At 37.9% G+C, this 19,215-nt stretch carries 19 protein-coding genes; 5 read left to right on the top strand and 14 right to left on the bottom strand.

Annotated elements, in window-relative coordinates:
- Positions 1-57: 57 nt before the first annotated feature.
- Positions 58-492, top strand: a complete 435-nt coding sequence (locus JCM14932_RS03285) for a MarR family winged helix-turn-helix transcriptional regulator (protein ID WP_025023612.1) — start codon at positions 58-60, stop codon at positions 490-492.
- 11 nt (positions 493-503) lie between these two features.
- Complete coding sequence (locus tag JCM14932_RS03280; protein WP_025023611.1) at positions 504-1,442, top strand: nucleoside hydrolase; 939 nt, start codon at positions 504-506, stop codon at positions 1,440-1,442.
- A gap of 35 nt (positions 1,443-1,477) precedes the next feature.
- On the opposite strand, the gene JCM14932_RS03275 is transcribed toward JCM14932_RS03280, so the two are convergent.
- The 7 genes from JCM14932_RS03275 to JCM14932_RS03250 all read right to left on the bottom strand — a co-directional run bounded on the left by JCM14932_RS03275 (position 1,478) and on the right by JCM14932_RS03250 (position 9,428).
- Positions 1,478-2,815 carry a Na+/H+ antiporter NhaC family protein gene (locus JCM14932_RS03275; protein WP_025023610.1) on the bottom strand — a complete coding sequence of 446 codons (1,338 nt, stop codon included), beginning with the start codon at positions 2,813-2,815 and terminating at the stop codon, positions 1,478-1,480.
- A 169-nt stretch (positions 2,816-2,984) separates the two neighbouring features.
- A complete protein-coding gene (locus JCM14932_RS17605) occupies positions 2,985-3,389 on the bottom strand; it encodes an MFS transporter (RefSeq protein ID WP_369342633.1) in 405 nt (134 codons plus the stop codon).
- Entirely contained in the window at positions 3,386-4,372 is a 987-nt protein-coding gene (locus tag JCM14932_RS17600) for an MFS transporter (RefSeq protein ID WP_369342632.1), read from the bottom strand. The genes JCM14932_RS17605 and JCM14932_RS17600 overlap by 4 nt, the downstream gene beginning before the upstream one ends.
- Positions 4,373-4,418: 46 nt before the next feature.
- Complete coding sequence (locus JCM14932_RS03265) at positions 4,419-5,333, bottom strand: sugar phosphate isomerase/epimerase family protein (RefSeq protein WP_025023609.1); 915 nt, start codon at positions 5,331-5,333, stop codon at positions 4,419-4,421.
- Positions 5,334-5,387: 54 nt separating this feature from the next.
- Positions 5,388-6,191 (bottom strand): pyrroline-5-carboxylate reductase family protein, encoded by an 804-nt coding sequence (locus JCM14932_RS03260; RefSeq protein WP_025023608.1) that lies wholly within the window; start codon positions 6,189-6,191, stop codon positions 5,388-5,390.
- A gap of 21 nt (positions 6,192-6,212) precedes the next feature.
- Entirely contained in the window at positions 6,213-7,004 is a 792-nt protein-coding gene (locus JCM14932_RS03255; protein ID WP_025023607.1) for a glycyl-radical enzyme activating protein, read from the bottom strand.
- Between the two features lie 42 nt (positions 7,005-7,046).
- Positions 7,047-9,428, bottom strand: a complete 2,382-nt coding sequence (locus tag JCM14932_RS03250) for a glycyl radical protein (protein ID WP_025023606.1) — start codon at positions 9,426-9,428, stop codon at positions 7,047-7,049.
- A gap of 273 nt (positions 9,429-9,701) precedes the next feature.
- Between JCM14932_RS03250 and JCM14932_RS15855 the strand changes: the two genes are divergently transcribed.
- Entirely contained in the window at positions 9,702-10,604 is a 903-nt protein-coding gene (locus JCM14932_RS15855) for a LysR family transcriptional regulator (RefSeq protein WP_025023605.1), read from the top strand.
- Positions 10,605-10,713: 109 nt separating this feature from the next.
- Here JCM14932_RS15855 and JCM14932_RS03240 read toward each other — a convergent pair whose 3' ends face one another.
- From JCM14932_RS03240 to JCM14932_RS03230, 3 genes are read right to left on the bottom strand one after another with little or no spacing between them, the layout of a single operon-like run.
- Positions 10,714-12,009, bottom strand: coding sequence for an L-cysteine desulfidase family protein (locus tag JCM14932_RS03240; protein ID WP_025023604.1), 1,296 nt, complete (start codon positions 12,007-12,009; stop codon positions 10,714-10,716).
- A 26-nt stretch (positions 12,010-12,035) separates the two neighbouring features.
- Positions 12,036-13,013 carry a DMT family transporter gene (locus JCM14932_RS03235; RefSeq protein WP_025023603.1) on the bottom strand — a complete coding sequence of 326 codons (978 nt, stop codon included), beginning with the start codon at positions 13,011-13,013 and terminating at the stop codon, positions 12,036-12,038.
- A 58-nt stretch (positions 13,014-13,071) separates the two neighbouring features.
- Complete coding sequence (locus tag JCM14932_RS03230; RefSeq protein WP_025023602.1) at positions 13,072-13,431, bottom strand: RidA family protein; 360 nt, start codon at positions 13,429-13,431, stop codon at positions 13,072-13,074.
- Positions 13,432-13,578: 147 nt separating this feature from the next.
- Here JCM14932_RS03230 and JCM14932_RS03225 point away from each other — a divergent pair, with 147 nt between their 5' ends.
- A complete protein-coding gene (locus JCM14932_RS03225; RefSeq protein ID WP_025023601.1) occupies positions 13,579-14,280 on the top strand; it encodes a helix-turn-helix transcriptional regulator in 702 nt (233 codons plus the stop codon).
- A gap of 32 nt (positions 14,281-14,312) precedes the next feature.
- Here the strand turns inward: JCM14932_RS03225 and JCM14932_RS03220 are convergent, their stop codons facing one another.
- The 3 genes from JCM14932_RS03220 to JCM14932_RS03210 form a co-directional block, all read right to left on the bottom strand.
- Positions 14,313-14,750 carry an Rrf2 family transcriptional regulator gene (locus JCM14932_RS03220; RefSeq protein WP_025023600.1) on the bottom strand — a complete coding sequence of 146 codons (438 nt, stop codon included), beginning with the start codon at positions 14,748-14,750 and terminating at the stop codon, positions 14,313-14,315.
- Positions 14,751-14,775: 25 nt separating this feature from the next.
- The gene (locus tag JCM14932_RS03215) at positions 14,776-15,633 is read right to left on the bottom strand and encodes an SDR family oxidoreductase (RefSeq protein ID WP_025023599.1); all 858 of its coding nucleotides are present in this window, start codon (positions 15,631-15,633) and stop codon (positions 14,776-14,778) included.
- 150 nt (positions 15,634-15,783) lie between these two features.
- Positions 15,784-17,709: an oxidoreductase gene (locus tag JCM14932_RS03210; RefSeq protein WP_025023598.1), complete on the bottom strand. Its 1,926-nt coding sequence runs from the start codon at positions 17,707-17,709 to the stop codon at positions 15,784-15,786.
- A gap of 181 nt (positions 17,710-17,890) precedes the next feature.
- Here JCM14932_RS03210 and JCM14932_RS03205 point away from each other — a divergent pair, with 181 nt between their 5' ends.
- Positions 17,891-18,469, top strand: coding sequence for an NAD(P)H-dependent oxidoreductase (locus JCM14932_RS03205; RefSeq protein ID WP_025023597.1), 579 nt, complete (start codon positions 17,891-17,893; stop codon positions 18,467-18,469).
- A gap of 1 nt (position 18,470) precedes the next feature.
- On the opposite strand, the gene JCM14932_RS03200 is transcribed toward JCM14932_RS03205, so the two are convergent.
- Positions 18,471-19,205 (bottom strand): sulfite exporter TauE/SafE family protein, encoded by a 735-nt coding sequence (locus JCM14932_RS03200; protein WP_025023596.1) that lies wholly within the window; start codon positions 19,203-19,205, stop codon positions 18,471-18,473.
- Between the last annotated feature and the right edge of the window lie 10 nt (positions 19,206-19,215).

Here is a 19,215-nt window from a genome sequence, read left to right as displayed (position 1 = left end):
CACTATTTCTACATGCTATAATTTGATTGTAATACTAGCTCTCAAGGGAGGCTTACTATGACGAGTAATGTGGCCCATCTTATTAAGGTCGCTTCAAATGAAATTTCACGCAGTATCAATGATTTTGCGTCTAAATATAATCTAACTGGTACACAAGTGCAAATAATAGACTTTCTAACCAGCTTGCCAGAAAAGAAAGATATCTTTCAAAGGGACATCGAAGCGGAGTTTAACATTCGACGTTCGACAGCTACCAATATCCTCAAAAATATGGAAAAGAAGGACTTGATCAAACGCGTGCAAGTTTCGACTGACTCACGTTTGAAAAAAATCATTCTTCTACCTAAATCAACAGAACTACAAGGTGCCATCGACAAGTTTATGAAAGAAAACGACCAAAGAATACTTTCCAGCCTGGGTGCATTTGAACGACTTGGATTCACGCGTGCTCTACAAAAGTTACCTGAAAAGCTGAAAACAAACAAAAAGTGAGGTAGAAATTAATGACAAAAGTAATTATGGATTGTGACCCCGGAATCGATGACGCAATTGCGTTGACAGTCTTATTGGCACATCCTGAAGCAGCCGACTTGATCGGTGTAACTACTGTTGGTGGTAACGTTAAGTTAGATTACGTTACGGCCAATGCCAAGAAACTACTGACATTCTTAGGTTCAAACGCTGAATTGGCTTCCGGACAAGCGACTCCATTAGTCAAAGAAATCGAAACAGCTGGCGAGATTCACGGTAAAACAGGAATGGATGGCTATGATTTCCCTGAAAACAGTGAAGACTATCCATTAGCCAGCGACAACGCTGTAACCTTCATGTACGATCGTATTTCAAAATGCGATGAAAAAGTCAGTATCGTCGCTACTGCCCCACTAACTAACGTAGCATTGTTATTGAAGACCTTCCCAGATGTTAAATCAAACATCGAACACATCTATATCATGGGTGGTTCAACGCTTCAAGGTAACATCACTACTGCCGCAGAATTCAATGCCTACGTTGATCCTGAAGCTATGGACATCGTCTTCAACTCTGGTGTCCCCATCACATTGTCAGGACTTAACCTCACTGAAAACAAGGCATACTTGAAGATGGACGAGATCAACAATATCAAGAACCTTGGTAAAGCCGGAGTTATGGCTAATGCCATTCTTGATTTCTATTCATCAGCTGAATTGGAAAAAGGTATGACTAAGATTCCGATTCACGATGCCTGCGCCGTACTTAGTTTGATCGCACCAGAATTATTCACTAAGAGTACCAATTACTCAATGGATGTTTCACTTACAAACGACCAATTTCGTGGCATGACTTATCCTGACCGTCGTGTTTACGCTGAAGTTAAGAACAACATCAAGGTTCTTGAAGATGTTGACCGTGAAGCTTTTGTTAAGTACTTATTCGACTCAATCGCTTCTTATGATAAATAAGCAAAAGGAGATTTCTCAGCTGAGAAATCTCCTTTTTATTTTGTTTCAAAATTATCATAACCAGTTTCCGGAGTTACCTTAACTCTAGGCACTCCCAAAAAGACAAATAACAAACTCATAATAAGCATCAAGTAACAGTACCAGACCCAAGGAACGATCGCTATTGGTGAAATTTTGGCCATCCCACCAGCGACTAACAATTGGCCAGCGTAAGGAATTATCCCTTGAACGTGAGTCGCAAACATCGACAACAATGCTGAAACTCGCGCACGTGACAATTTGAATTTCCGACCGATTTCAGTTGCCAGTGGAGCTACGGTGATAATAGCAATCGTATTGTTAGTCGTGGCAACACACAACAATGTCACTAACATCCCGATCGATAATTCCGCACCGTGCTTGGATTTGGTCTGCTTACCCAAAGTATCCATCAACCACTGAATACCTCCGAGGTACTTCATAACTTCAACTAGCCCACCGACAAAGATAGAAATAATAGCGATATCTTCCATGCTGACCATTCCATCTTGAATGTACAACATTGAGCCGATCAAATCGAAGTTCTGATGGATAACTCCGATCACGACACCAGATACGACACCAATCAACATAACTGGCATAACATTCAACCCGACCAACGAAAGCACGATCACCAAAATATACGGGATCAAATCGACAAAGTTCCAATTATATGAACCACTCAAAACAACCGTCTTAATAGGATAAAGTGCTAACAAAATAATATTAATAATAATCGCTGGAATATAAGTAATAATATTCAATTTGAACTTTTCTCGCTGTTGAACCCCTTGAGTTTGCACAGATGCAATGGCAGTCGCCGAGATGAACGATAAGTTATCACCGAACATGGCACTACCGACAACGATTCCCGCCATCAAAGCTGGATTAACACCGGTTTTTGTCGCAACATCAACTGCCACCGGCATCAGAGCCGTAATAGTTCCCATGGAAGTTCCCATCGCAAAGCTCAGAATACAGCCGATCACAAAGATTCCTGGTAAAATCATATTAGATGGCAAAATGCTCAATCCCAAATTAGTAACTGACGATACGGCATGCATCTTCGAAGCAACGCCTTGAAAGGCACCTGCTAAAATGAAGATCACGACCATCATGATCAGAGTTGGTTCACCGCCACCCTTACAGAAGGTCATGAATTTTTCTTCAAAGGATAATTTCTTAGTTCCCTTTGGCGGAGCAATTGCAAAAGAAACCACTGATGCAATTAACATCCCTACCAACAGCGGCATACTATCGAACTTACCTGAAACGATTCCTGTCCAAGCGTACAGGATCAAAAATACGACTAATGGCAGCAGACCCTTTACGCTGCCCTTTTTTGTTTCTTTCATTTAGACACCCATTTATTTTCTCTACAAATTCAAAACACAACGTAAAAATATTAAACCACATACTTCATTTAAACAAGTCACAAAAAAAGCACATCTTTCGATGTACTTCAGTTGAAATTCGATCCGCCACCAATATTGGACATAGATCGTGAAATCAACAAATTATTAGTCAGATTTTCTCATCCGAGATATCAAAGCCACTCGTTAAAACGGCTTTAGTATTCTTAGTTTTGACATTTTTAACTTTAGCATCTTTAGCTTTGATAAATTTAGGTGATGTTTCTGGTGCCCAGATTTGGCAAACAACGCCTCCGACTACCAAGAAAATCAAACAAACGAACAATGTAGCATAAACACCAAAGTTACTTGTAATAATTGGTAACAGGAATGTCCCTAATGCGGCCCCGACACGACTAATCGCAATAACTGCACCAAGTCCCGTCCCTCTTAAACGTGTGCTAAACAATTCTGATGGATATGGGTTTTCCAAGATAACAGCCGCAGATAAAACGACTGCAAATATTGAAAAGATGACCATCGTAATTGAAGCTGGAGCAGATCTCCATATAATCATAACGCTAAGGCCGCTGCTGAAACGTAGAAAGTAGATACAATGAAAAATTTTCTAGAAATATAATTGAATATTAGAACACCTAGACAGGCTCCAACGATTTGGAATCCATTATATAAAATACCTGATACAGCCTGATTTCCAATATTCATATTTTCTATCAATAGCGGTAAGAAAATTCCAATTCCAAAAAATGGGAAGACTTGACAAGCATAGAAAATGCCACCTACCACTACATTACGAAATACTCCTGGTTGTAATAATTCGCTCCAAGAAACTGGCTCATCACTCTCAACCTTATCAGATTCATCTGTTATAGTGTACTCTTCTCCTAATTCTTGATGAATCAAGTGAAGTGCTTCTTCTTTTCTACCAACTGAGGCTAACCAACTAGGGGACTCCGGAATACGTATGACCAAACGAGAAATCGCTGCGATCAGACCTGGAATGGCAGACGAGATGATGATCCAGCGCCATGTATTATCTCCAAGACCAGTAATAAATGTTCCGGCTAGATACGATGCCACAAAACCACTCATCCAGAAAATAATCATATAACTTTGAAAACGTGATCCATATTTGGTTGGGAACCACTCGGACAATATAGCATTCCCTATCGTATAATCAATGGCAATAGAGATACCGATTCCCACTCTCAGGATAAATAAAATAATCACATTTGATACGAAGAACTGCGTTAATGAAAGAATTGAGAAAAGGATCATGTGACTAACGAACAATGGTCGACGACCAATTTTATCAGCGATATTCCCTACTATTAAACTTCCAAACAAACCAATCAAGGTACCTGCTCCTAAGAGTCCCACCCAGAGACTGGATAGATTCAATGGGCCAGTTGCTTTAGTTAAAGCCGTACCAGCGATTCCTAGGGCATACCCACATGCGATTTGTCCAAGTACTACACATAAAAAGATTCGTTTATGGACTGAGGATAAGGCTGCTTCTTTATAGCTCTTTTCATCCACTACTATTTCCTCCTTTGTTGATAACTAAAGGTACATTAAGCGTGCCTTAACGCTTTTTTAGTCCAACATTCAGAGTGTTACGAAGGTAATCTATACTGTCTGTACATGCCTTCATTTCTTTTTTACGTGCTTCTTCCATAGTATCGTCACCAATCTCAGATTCTACTTCAAATGTTAAACGAGTTACATTAGATTTTTCGCGCAATGTACGTAGAACCTTTGTTTCATCAATATCTCCTTGTCCAATAGGAGAACCGATAGAATGAAGTCCGTCTGGATCTACCTTTAGTTTGAGATCGCATAAATGAACACAGTTAGCATAAGGAGCCATCTTGTTGATACATACTTCAGGTCCTTCTAGCACATTCATAGAATTCATCGTATCGATACATGCTCCTACGTTAGGGTTGTTCAATTTATCCACTAGCCAAATTACTTCATCTGCATATAGATCACAGTGATTTTCTAGAGACATCTTTAGTCCCAATTTGTCTAATAAAGGAAGGTTTTCTTTAAATTCATCATAGCGTTTGCTTAATTGTTTCATCACATCTGGGTCAAAACAAGTGCCATAGATTGGATGTGGACGATCGATATCCAAACTAAACTTAACCAAATCTGCTCCCATAGCCTTACCATTCAACAAGGCATCTTTAACTGTTGAATTGACACGTGGGTCACAAGGTGCATTAAAGGAAACATTGTATTCTAGATATAAACCATGGTCTTCAGCTGCTTTTTTAACTTTAGCTAGATGCTCTGGCTCCAAAGAAACTAAGTCAACATTAGTGATATGTAAACCATCTAATCCCCATTCAACGGCACGATCCATTAGCTCAAATAAATCAATGCTTTGTTCAAAGGTGTGATCTTCAGAAAAGCCCCAGCTTTCTCCTAAACCGTGTAAATGTAAAGTATAAGTGTGCATTCCTAGTTGAATTGGTCTATTATAATTGCTCATGTTTTTTCTCCCTTTTATATGTGATTGTTTTATTGATTAAATATGTTTCTAAACTTATTGATTGCCCAGCTCTTTGCATCGCTCTACCGAAACATTTACAAATTCTCGGTAAAGATCGTCAGATCCCAAAGATTCTATTTTTTCTAAGGCTGTAACTGTGGCACCACCAGGTAGTCTTAAAGCCGTTTCAAGATCTTTTAAGCTCTTATCGGATTTTAGAATCATTTCTCCGCTACCCTTCATGGTTTGAGCGAACAATTTGACCGCCTTGTCTGAATCTAAGCCTAACCTTTTGGCTTCTTCGACCATTAGATTTGCAATATGGTAGAAAAAGCCAGGTGCTGATCCATTAAAAGGTAAAACTTCAGCCATCATGCCATCCGGTACTTCTTCAACGAGACCACATAAGTTCAAGATTTCTGTCGCCTTTTTGACATCTTCATCACTGCAATTTTCGCCACGAGAAACGGCAAATGCTCCTTCTCCAACTTGTGAGCTCATATTTGGCATACAGATAATAACCTTACTATCTTTTCCAAGATGCTCTTTGTACCAGGCTTGCTCTACTCCCGTTACAACCGATAATAACAACTGTCCCGGTCTGTAACTAGTAGCTAATTCATCGATAACCAATCCCGCCACTTTAGGAGTTACCCCTAAAACAAGTATTTCTGAATTGTCGACTAAATCACTCATTTTATCATAAGTGACATAGCCTCTTTTGGCATAAGAATCTCTGACTTCTGCGTTGATATCATAAATACCAATTTCACTGGGATCATATGCTGGATTTAGTTCTGCACCTCTGTGCATAGCTTGAATAATATTTCCTGCTGCAATAAAACCATAATGTAACATCAAGACGCCTCCTCTGGACTATTAAACTATTGTTTTAATATATTTATTTGTGATACTCCGACACCATTCCATATGTTGATCCGATGGAGTTTGCATGTCTTTTAATTCATAATCGATGCCAAGCTTACGATAGGTATCGGTCCCGTAGCGATGATATGGAAGCAGTTGTAAGTGATGTACCCTTGGTAACTTCTCCAGAAATTGCCCCAGAGATTCCAATTCTTCTTCAGAATCATTAACACCGGGAATCAACGGTCGGCGAATGATCAATTTAAAATTAGGTAAATCAATATTTCCAGCTTTTTTAATGTTATTTAAAATAATTTCATTTCTAACACCAGTAAACTCTCTATGCTTTGAGCTATCCATTAATTTCAAATCTACAAAGGCTGTATTTAAGCAAGATAGAATTGGTTCAATTCTTCTCCAACTGCTATAAAATGACGTTTCAACAGCTGTGTTGATACCTTCTTTACAGGCTTCCTTGACTAAGGCTGTAACAAATTCCGGTTGAAATAACATTTCACCACCAGAAACAGTCATTCCACCGCCAGAATGAAAGTAAAACGGAATATCCTTCCGAACTTCTTCCATTACTTCTTCTACGGTCATAATACTGCCATAAGTAATTTTGCCGTCTTTAGTCGTTTCGATCTTCTCATTCATGCCTTCAGGGGTAGAACACCATTTACACCTCAAAGGACAACCTTTCATAAAGACTACTGTTCTTAAACCATCCCCATCATAAATCGAACTTTTTTCAATTCGTAAGACAGTGCCAGTCAAATCTCTCCCTTCATACTCTTGACGCATAATAAACGACCCCTTTCAAATAGCACCAAATCTTATATTCCATTAACCGAATTGATCAATTTCAGTCCGTTGGATAATGTCATCTTGAATATCTTTTCCTAGTTCCACGAAGAAGGCAGTGTAACCAGCAACTCTGACTAACAAGTCACGATGGTCTTTTGGATGAACTTGAGCATCCTCCAAGATAGCACGATTAACAATATTATATTGGGTATGATAAACACCCAAAGTACATTGCGTCTTCAGCATTACCATCATGTTATTCAATCCTTTATCGCCTTCCAGCATCTTTGGATCTAACTTCAAGTTCATTTGTGTACCTTGAGTAAAGCGTGAGTGTGGTAAATTGCTGACAGATTTCAATAAGGCAGTAGCACCCTTAACATCAGTTCCACCAGTAGCTCCAATTCCATCTGCGAGTGGCAACCATGCTTCACGGCCTGATGGTAAAGCTCCAACGCTCTTACCAATTGGGACATTACCAGATACTGGTAACATGCCCGCTGTTAAATGACCAAATGGAGAATCATATGCTTCAATTTGATCGACTAAGTAGGTGTATATCTTGCTGGCAAATTTATCCACATAAGGATCATCATTACCATATTTAGGAGCTGACATACAGAGATCATGTACCTCATCATAGCCTTTGAAATCATGATCTAGTGCTTCACATAGCTCTTCCATAGTTAACTTTTTTTCATCAAAGATTAATGATTTAACAGCCGCAACAGAATTGATAATATCGGCTTGTCCAATAATATTGATACCATTACCAACATTAAATGTTGCACCACCGTTTGCGTAATCTTTACCGGTAACCATGCAATTTGGATACGTCAATGATAATGCGGCTACAGGGCGATACTCCTCACTTAAGTAATCTAGATAAGAATTCATCGTAGCCATGGTATGAACGAAGTAATCAATTTGTTTTTTGACGGCAGTTACAAATTCATCAAAGGTCTTGAATGTCTTAGGATCACCAGTTTGAATAGAGATTTGTTTGCCTGTTTTACGGCTTCTTCCGTTATTCATGACCATATCAATAACTCCACCCATACTGATCTCACCAATATCTGTATAGGATTTCAAACGGCCTTCAAGATTTGTTTCCACACAACCACATGGTGTCCAATCCCAAGCTTGTGACAACGGAACACCTTTATTCAATAGCATCTTGATACCCGCATCATCGTGATAAACTGCTGGCATCGTACGACCCATCCGAATACACTCTGCTGCTTTTCTTAAGAATGAATCTGGATTTTTGGCCATATTATAACGAACCGTCATATTAGGTTCCTTCAGCGCCGTATCCATAGTTGCTTGTATTGTCATGTAGGACAAATCGTTAACAGCATCTCTACTATCTTTGTCGATACCACCTGCTGTGACTTGAACGGTCATATTATAACCAGCTGAGAAGGCGGCACTTTCTCCATCCTGGAACAGTCCCATTTCTGCAATTTTTATCCAGAAACAATCAAGTAATTCTTGTGCTTGTTCCTTAGTCATGCGTCCTTCTTCAATATCCTTGTTGTAATATTCGATAAGGTATTGATCCATACGTCCCAAATTATATGAAGAAGCATTCTGTTCCATAAACAGACAGAACTCGTAAGTTAACATACTTTGTAGCGCTTCGTAATAATTGCGCGGTGGATTTTCTGGTACACGACGGTTTACTTCCGCAATTTTTAGCAGTTCAGCTTTTCGAGTTTCATTAGCTGTCTCTTTGGCTAATTTCTCGGCCAAATCAGCATGACGATTAGCTAGAGCAATGATACCTTCTGCTGTAATGATAAGTGATTTATAGAAAGTCATTTTCTTAAGAACATCTTCCCCATCAGCATCATCTAAGCTGGCTAATTTTTGTTCAGCTTCTTTTTTGATACCGCCAATTCCCTTTTTCAAAAGTGTTCTCCAGCCAGGTGTGTTTTCACCGTAACCACGAACAAATTTCTTGTCAACGTACAACATACCACCATCACGCATGGTTCTGACATCGTCTGGCATCATGGCATCCCAACGATCTAACACACATTTACCTCGCCAATATGGAGCAACTTTGTCCATGAAAAGTTTCTTATTTTCTTCAGATAGATAAAAAGGATCATACTTACGTGTACTGATCGTATCCAATTCTTTTTCAATAACTGAACAGGCAGAATCCGGATTTAAGATACCAGCACGTGGTTTAAAAGCCACTCCTCCGACAAGAAGCTCATGATCTTGGATATAGATCGGTTTCTTTTCATAAACATTTTTCATTGCCGTTGCTTTTTGAATTTGCCACGGTTGCCCTTCTGTCGCTTTAAAAGCTTCAGTGACATAATAAGAATCCAAAATGTCCATCTCTACACGATGAGACAGGTATTTATCTCTTAATGCATTTATTCGATTCATATATTCTTCTGACATAGCACATTCTCCTTTTTCATGGCTCCTTTTCTTCTTCGCTCAAATTGTAGCATCGTTCACAATCTCATGTAAAATAGCATTTTTGCATAGTGCTATACGAATAATAAATAGCTCTCTTCCGTATCTATTATTGCTTTCGTAACATATTAGGAATAAACTAATACTAATTAAGTGATTGTGATATAAATATTTAGAAGCGCTTTCAAAAAATGCTTTATTGTACTTTCTTTTATTAAATGACATCAAAAATCATGTCTTTATGGGGTACTTTATATGGATTTAAAACAAATTGAATACTTCTTTTCTATCGCAGAAATGGGAAATATTACCAAAGCAGCTGAACTCCACTATACCTCTCAACCTACAGTCAGCCGACAACTCTCCGTTTTGGAAAAAGAATTAGGTTATTCTCTGTTTGATCGAGACAGTAAACCACTTGAGCTGACCAAAGCCGGTAAAATTTTTTATGATGGGATGAAAGAAGCACTGTCTAAAATCAATAACACAGTTGATATCGCTCAAAATGCTGCGGAAGAAAATAACAATTGTCTCTCCATTGCTTTTCAGTCGGGATACTATTCTGAATATTTGTTATTTCCTGTTATTGATTATTTTCGTAAAGTTTATCCAAATATTCATATTCGATTCTCCAAACTCATGTCTATCGAAATGATGAACGGATTAAAAAATGAAAGTATCGATATCTGTATCGGTCGTGCCTTTAAGCACTGGATGGATGCAGGATTCAATGTTCAAGAACTCAAAAAAATAGACACGCAAATCGTAATGTCTAATAAGCATCGACTGGCCACTAAAGATTCCCTTGATTACACTGATTTAGAAGGTGAGACCTTTTATCTCACTTCACCAAATGGTCATCAAATCAACGAAATTTTTAAAGATCATTGTTCCTTGGATAATGTTAAGCAATTTCAAGTTTCCAATTCTGAAATTGCCTATTTTAAAGTATTAGCCTATAACGGCCTAACCTTGTCAGACCCTGATGATCCGTCGTGGAAAAATAGTCCGTACTATCACTCTATTTCAATTTCATCTTTTTACACGGATTCTTGCGTTTGTGTGACCACCCCAACTAATTTGAATCCTACGATTAAACTATTCAAAGATTTTCTTGCGACTTTTATGCATAGCAATTTGGCCTTAAGTATTTCCTAAAGAATGGTGTTAAAATTCCCATTGTGGAAACAAATATAGTCACAAAAAAATGCGAGCTGATTAATTTCAGCTCGCATTTTTATTTACATATAAAATTATAAAATCTTAGTTATTTATTAACCATAACATTTAATATAACAGGATCAGTTCCTTTAAACCCTTCACTAACAATAGTTCCTAACCCTTTAATTGTATCATCGATATTATCATGGATAAGACCATTACTAGATGGAATCTCTATATCTTGAATTGCTAGATTAACAGCTCTATACATTGAAGACGTCGACGATGCAACCTTCATTGCGCAAGAACAACCTGCACCATCACAAACCATTCCGGCGGCATCACCCACAATATTCTTGATAGCAGAACATGCTTCATTAAAATCACCAGTAAGTAAATATACACATCCTGTTGCAGCACCCATGGCTGCTGAATCTGTAGCACAAAATGCTGATAGAACTGGTAAGAAGGAATGGATATAAAGTGCTGTCAAATGAGACAAAGTTAAAGCTCTGATCAAATCCTCTTCATTTGCACCAACATATTCTGACACAATACTTACAGGAATTGTTGCTGTAATACCCTGATTACCTGAACCTGAATTGGACATTGCTGCCAATTGTGAACCACCCATTCTAGCATCTGATGCTGCAGACGCAGTAGAAACTATATCATTACATAGATCATCGACCGATGAATTAAAACGAGATTTTCTAAGAGACTGTCCCAACTTAATCCCGTAATCATTTTTGAATCCATCTTCTGATAAGGCCAAATTCAATACTGAAGCCTCTTTCATAAATTCAATTTCTTCTAAAGGTTCATTTTTAGCAAACTCCCAAATATCTTGCAGTTCTACTGTTTGCAAAAATTGTTTTGTTTCTGAAATAGCATGTGCAGTAGGTCTATCTTTAGAAAAAATAATGTCATCATTTTTTTGAATCAAGAAAATATTCGTATGATCACCAGCTATACAGACTCTGACTGTATTAGCATCGTCAGAAACAATTGCTTCAACATATAAATCATCATCAACGTTAGCCACATCAACACTTATTTTCCCAGAATCTGCTAAAGCGAAAATTGCGGGAAGATCATCATTAGATAGTTCTGATATAACACTAAGTCCTGCATTGGGGTCACCGGCAACAATTCCAGCTGAAGCAGCCGTAATCAACCCCGGTCTTCCAGTTCCTGGAACTATTACTGCCATAGCGTTTTTCATAATATTACTAGAAACTTTAATATGCATATCTGTGATCAGATTTTGATCATTTAAATATGACATGCAATTTGCAGCAGCATAGGCTACTGCTATAGGTTCTGTACATCCAGTTGCTGGAACTACTCCTTCTTTTAATGACTTTATGAACATTTGACGTATATCATTTTTTTCAATCATCTTTTGTACCTCTTCATAATATTCTTTTATACACGTGCGTTTTCAACTTCACCATCAAAGGTTTCTTTCAATTTATTCTTACAGGCTTCTTTATCTTCAGCCTTACATTTGTAGTAATCCATCACATTAATGGCCACAACACTAAGTATTACAACTGCAATACCCACTAGTTGAACTGAATATAATGTTGTTCCTAAAAATACAACTGATGCAACTGATGCAGTAAGTGGTTCAAGAATGTCCAATAAACTAGTGAGAATTGGTTCAATGTAATTCAAACTTCCTAGATAAATTGCATAAGCTATAGCTGTACTGAATATTGCAATAAATGCAATTTCTGCCCAATCCCATGCGGTCGCTGCACTTGATACTTGCCAAAATGGAGAAATAAAGTTACCAATAACTCCACCGATAAACAATCCTAATCCAACAATAATGATTGTTTGGTTCTCTTTAACCAATTTTCTAGGAATAAATGTGAAGTTAGCGACACCAACTGCAGATAATAATCCACAGACAACTGCCATTGTAGATACACTTAATTCATTCATGTTTCCATTGGTTACTAATAAGAATGTTCCAAATATTGATAATAAGATTGCACCGATTAAATATTTACTAGGCTTTGATTTTTCGAACATTACCGTCATTAAGATCATCACTGATGGGCTCAATGATTGTAAAACCGTTGCCACAGCCGGATTACCTAGTGAAACAGATAATGTATACATCGATTGAGCAAACAATAATCCAAAAACGCCAAATGCTATCAACGTAAGAATGTTTCTTTTATTCTTGAATACATCGAATAATTGCTGTCTATCTTTAATAAAAAATATAATTAATAAAATCAATCCACCAAACGTTAATCTGAAACTTACAAGCGACGATGCGCTGATAATTTTTCTTCCAAGTAAATCTCCTGCTACAACTCCTCCAATACCAAATAAAAATGCACCGAAGGCAGCCATCAAAATCCCAACTAATTTTTTAGACTTCCCCATTTTATTTTCCACCTTATTATTTGAATTAGTAACTTGATAATTATTTTTGTGTTAGCGCTTACTTATATGCAATGACTTCTACTTCTATTTGTCCATCTGCCGGTAACTTACATACTTCAAATGCAGTACGAGCAGGATAAGGCTCATTAAATAATTCCTTCATAACTTTATTCACAGCTGCAAAGTTATCCAGATCTGTCAGAAATACTTTTACTTTCAAAATATCTTCAAATGTCATATTCTCTGATTCCAAAATGTTCTCTATATTATCAAAGGATTGCTTGACTTGATCCTCAAAAGTAATTCCATCAATACTATTAGTTTCAGGATTAATAGGTAACTGACCCGAAGTTATTAATAAGTTATCCTTAATCCTGTATGCTGAATATGGACCAATTGATTTAGGTATTTTGTTCATTTTTGCTTCCCCCTTTTATTTACAACTACAATATAAGTGATAAAAAACTATAAGTCAATAATAAATTATTATCATGATAAATTATTATTTAGAGAAAAAATTATCATTTGTGCTATAATATTCAAAACAATAAGGGAGAAACCACTGATGGCATATGATCTTAATGAATATATAAAACTAACAAAATTTATTAGTGCCGTACTTGGTGATAATTATGAGATAGTATTGCACTGGCGAGATAGCAAGGATAGTTCATACTACATTGCTGATATCGAAAACTCATATATAAGTGGCAGAACCATAAATTCGCCAATTACAGGATTTGCTTTAAATCTGGTAAATAATAAAGAGTATTTGAAAAAGGATTTTGTGACAAATTACAAAGCAACTACGGATGAATCCACTGAAGTTCAAGGTTCAACTTTCTTTATTAAAAATAAAAATAATAGCTTACTGGGATTACTATGTATTAATTTCAATCCTCAAGAATATATAAAGGCAGCTAAAAATATTCTCTCACTGGCAAACTTAACTAATGTAGCAAACCTAATTAATAAAAATAACTCTTCCAGAGATATTGAACCCATGGATAAAAATAAAGTTTCTCAGGAATATTTACACCAAAATATTGCTGATGTAGTGTATTCGACAATAAATCCTGAAATATTAAACTCTGATGTCTCATTGACACCTGACAAAAAAATTGAAATTGTTTCAAAATTGAAATCAAATGGAATTTTCCAAATAAAGGGTGCCATTTCATATGTTTCTGATTTACTACAAGTTTCAGAACCAAGTATTTATAGATACTTGAAAACTATAGAAAAAAATGAAAACAAAAAGCAGTAAACAAGTCACAAAAAAATGCGAGCTGATTAATTTCAGCTCGCATTTTTATTTACTCGTTCATTGATATTATCGACAATATTTTGAATCGTCAGCTTCGACATTTCTGCTTCAGCCGCATTTTGTACTCTTTCATAAGCAGCATTTAAAGTCTGCTGAATATTGGCACCGATTGGACAATCAATATTGGTTCTCGGGTCAACGTGCAATAATTCCTGATTGATCTCAACCGCTCTAAAAACATCCAACAAGGATATTTCACTGGCAGGTCGAGCTAGTTTTGGCTTAGCAGCTCCAACTTGGCTCTCCAGCAAACCAGCTTTTTTTAGATTTGCCATCAATTGACGCACTACACTGGCATTCGCCTCAATACTCAAGGCAATATCATTACTAGAAGCGGATTTGCCGTCAGGCATGATATCAACATAAGCCAAAATATGAATTGCATCACTCAACTTGTACGAATATTTCACTGATGGTGCCTCCTTTTAGATATTATTATCTATTTAAAACTTCTTTGATAGCGTCTGTCAATGGAGTTACTTCATGACCCAAGACATCTGACAAGTCGCTTGAAGGAACATCCAATTCACCGGCACGCATCATATCTTGCATACCAACAAAGATTCCAGCAGTCATTTCATCAAATCCCGCATCGATCAAGCTTTGACGATATTCATCATCAGAGACATTCTTAAATTCGAACTTCTGACCAGTTACTTTTTTGACCGCTTGTCCCAATTCAGCATATGTCACTGGTTTGCCGCCAAACTCATAAACATTTTTGGCAGAATCCAATATCATAACCTTAGCAGCTGCCACAGCATATTCACGTTCCAAGGCAAAACCAATCTTGCCATCACCGGCAGCATAAACGGCATCTTGTCCAGCAGCTCCAGCCTTCAAGTAACTCATCTCATTCTCTAAGTACCAAGCATTACGCAAGAATGAATACTTCAGGCCACTTTCCTTGATGATTTTTTCAGTGAATTTGTGGTCAGATGACAAGGCTGATTGAGCATGATCAGCATCGGCAAAACTTGTATAAGCTAAGTATTCAACTCCATCTTCCTTAGCAGCTTCAACAACATTCTGATGTTGTATTTCACGAGAAACCTTTCCACCAGGAACTGATGAAATGAATAACAATTTGTTAATGCCCTTCAAAGCCTTAACTAATGCGTCCTTGTCAGTATAGTCGGCTTGACGGATCTCGATCCCTGCTGGTAAAACCTTCTTGGCTTTGTCAGGGTTGCGGACAATGGCGATAACGTCACTGGCACTGACTTCCTTTAATAGTTCACGAATAGCGATTTGTCCAAAGTGTCCAGTTGCGGCTGAGATTGCATATTTCATATTTGATTACCTCGATTTTAAATTTTATATTAGTTGTTGTTTTATTATTAACAAGCATTATTGTAGCTACCTGTTGTTTTAAAGTCAACAACTATTTTTGAGAATAAAAAAAACAATTCTGACTTCAGTGTCAAAATTGCTTATTGATAATTATGCATAATAACCCGCTTTGAATCCGGACGTTGATGCTTCTAGCGCATTCGTTGGCTCAATCACATCCCCAGCACAAGCGACATTATCTAGTTGTGATTGTAATGATTTCAATAATTCATTGTCAGCGTGATAGCCCATTGCCAAAACAATTTCATCCGCGGCAATTCGTTCGTCCTGTCCATTATAATCAATAACTACTGCATTATTATTGAACTGTTTTACTTTTGCATGCGTAATAATTGTCACTTCATGATCACGGAATAATCGTTTAGTTGGAACCGTCCGCAACAGACCGGCATCGATATCACCCGTCATTTCAATGATCGTGACGTGACCACGTTCAGCATCCGCCAAGTACATGGCCGTTTCGGTTCCGACTTCACCGCCGCCAACAACTACGATTTCGCCTTCGATCGGTTCTCTACCTAGTAAGACATCGTTGGCAAAATGAATATTACCTGCATCAATACCAGATAAATTAGGTTTATTCGGATTACCACCAGTGGCGACAATGATTTTGTCAGCATTGAATTCTTTGACGTTTTCAACTGTGGCTGTCTGATTCAAGACCACATTAATATTCAAGGCCTTCATCTGATGATTCAAGAAGACCAAAAAGTTGGCGTACTCACCCTTGGCTGGTGGATAAATAGCCGAAACAAATTCTCCACCTAACTCATTTCTCTGTTCCCAAAGAGTAACTTCGTGTCCCTGTCTAGTGGCCGCAATCGCAGCTTCCATCCCGGCAGGACCACCACCGATGACCAGAACATTCTTCGACTCAGGATTTTGTTCAAAAGTATATTCTGTCTCATGCCCTAATTCTGGATTGACCAGGCAGCGAACATGCTTACCTTCTAACAAACTGCCTTCGCATCCCTGTAAGCAACGAATACAATAATTGATACTACTCAATTGACCACGGGCAGCTTTTCTCGGCATATCTGGATCAGCTAATGACGCACGAGCCATGCCGACAAAATCACAGGCGGCCTGCTCCAAAACGGTTTCTGCCATTGCCGGATCATTAATTCCGTTAGCGACAATAGTTGGAATATTAACAAATTCATGCACCCGCTTAGCATTCTCAACATTGTAACCTTTGGCTGTAAAAGTCGATGAAATCAGTTCGGGCGCATAAGATGTGTATTCGCCATTGCTCAAGTTCAATCCATCGAATCCGAGTTTTTCTAAATGCTTAACGATCATCATGGTTTCCTGCATCTGACGGCCATCGACCGTATCTTCAGTCAATGAGACTCTGGCAGTTAATGGGAAATCAGGACCTACTTCGGCACGCATTGCATGATAGATTTCTTCAACAATACGGATACGATTTTCAAAACAGCCACCGTATTCATCTGTCCGACGATTCTGACGTGTACTCAAAAATCCGGCTAACAAATAACCGTGTGCTAAGTGTAATTCAATACCATCAAAACCAGATTTTTTCATCAAGCGAGCTGTATTAGCGAACTCCGCTACTAACTGGTGAATCTCTGGAATCGTCAATTCATGCGGCACTTCACGATTGAAAGCATCGGGAATTCGGGCCGCTGCTACTGGTTGAACCCCGCCATTGACCGCTGAACTAGTCTGACGTCCAGGATGGAAGACTTGTGCGAACATCTTGGCTCCATACATATGGACCGTATCCGTCAGTCTCTGATTGGCGGCAACTTGCGACTCATCGTACAATCGAGCACAATTCTGATATCCCACTCCATTAGGATTGACTCCATAGTCTTCCGTAATGATCAGGCCAAATCCACCACGAGCCTTAGCTTCATGATATTTGATGAATGCCTCAGTAATGTTGCCATCCTCATCACAGAGATTAGTTACCATTGCTGGAACAACGAATCGATTCTTAATTTCACATTGATTGATCTTATATGATGTAAATAATTTTTGAAAAAACATTCGAGTTCCCCCACTTCAAATTTGCATAGTTACTCCCAATATAAGTTATAAGCTATGTCCTTACAGTAAGGTCAACCCTATTTGTGAATTTTTTTACAAATTATTATAAAAGGTCTTGTTCTTGTTTGATTTGTAGACATAACATATACTTCATTTAAAGTATAAAGAGGGAGAATACATTTTGAAAACAATCATCTACACTCACCCGTATAACAACAGTTTCAACCACGAAATTCTCAAAACAATGACTAATCATTTCGATAAAAATAAAGAATCCTATCAAATAATTGATTTGTACAAGGACAACTTCAATCCTGTTTTATCACCAATCGAACTCCAAAAATACAGTAGTGGTGAAGTAACCGATCCGCTCGTATCTAAATATCAAAAAATGATCTCAGAATCTGATGAATTAGTCTTTATCTTCCCAATCTGGTGGCACAACTTACCAGCCATGCTTAAGGGCTTCTTGGACAAAACCATGCTAGTTAACTTCGCCTACAATGAAGATAATGGTTGGACTGGTTTACTAACATACATTAAAAAAGCCACTGTGATAACAACTTCCACAGTGACTCAAGAGTATTTAGAAACAGAATCTGGCGATCCGATACAAGGCGTCTTCATTAATCGCACCCTCGCTGACATGGGCATAAATCCTCAAAAAAACAAGTGGATTCACTTCGGGAAAGTTAATATTACAACCGACGAAGCTCGTACTGCATTTTTGAATAATCTACCCACTAATTATGAAGCTTGATTTAAATTAACACCAATAATGATGTAGTTAAGTAATAAATTCCACTAAAACCAATAAACGTATAAATACATTTACTAACTAATGCCAAATTCATATGAGTTAAAATCCGACTGGCGATGAATGTGCCTAATGCAGCACCAACAACTCCGATCAAAACAATTGGGGCTTCATTTGCAGTAATAATTCCATTGATAACTCTAAACGTTGAAGTGTATGTCATATCCAAAACAAAGAACATCTGAACTGTTGCCATATACTCTTCCTTTGTCGATGACAAAGACAAGAAATAAAGTGCCATCAACGGTCCACCGATTCCAAACAAACCGCTAAAAAATCCTGAAATCAAAACAAAAATAACAGCCACATACAAAGGAAATTCTTTTTGACCACCAGTTTTTGAAAACAAAAAATATAGCGATAAGATTATCAGCAATCCGCCCAACATCGCACGTGAAATATGAACATTCAGTAATCCGCCTAAGTGAATCGACAACGATGCTACAACGGCATACAAAATAAACGGCCAGATGATCCGCTTAAACTTGATATAGTGTCGATAATGAATCGCCATCATGACCACGGAAACAACTGGTATCATCCCCGCAACTCCTGCTGCCTTTGCCATTGGAAAAATACTGGGCAAAAATACCATCAATACGATGGCCGGACCAAACCCAGTTAATCCTTGAACTAAACCGGCTAACATTCCGGGGATAAGTACAAATAACCACGACATACAAAAACTC

Origin of the sequence: Companilactobacillus nodensis DSM 19682 = JCM 14932 = NBRC 107160, from assembly GCF_000615905.1 — a bacterium.
Taxonomy (GTDB): domain Bacteria; phylum Bacillota; class Bacilli; order Lactobacillales; family Lactobacillaceae; genus Companilactobacillus; species Companilactobacillus nodensis.
The sequence above is the reverse complement of the archived record's forward strand: the minus strand, read 5'-3'. Positions and strand labels throughout refer to the sequence as shown.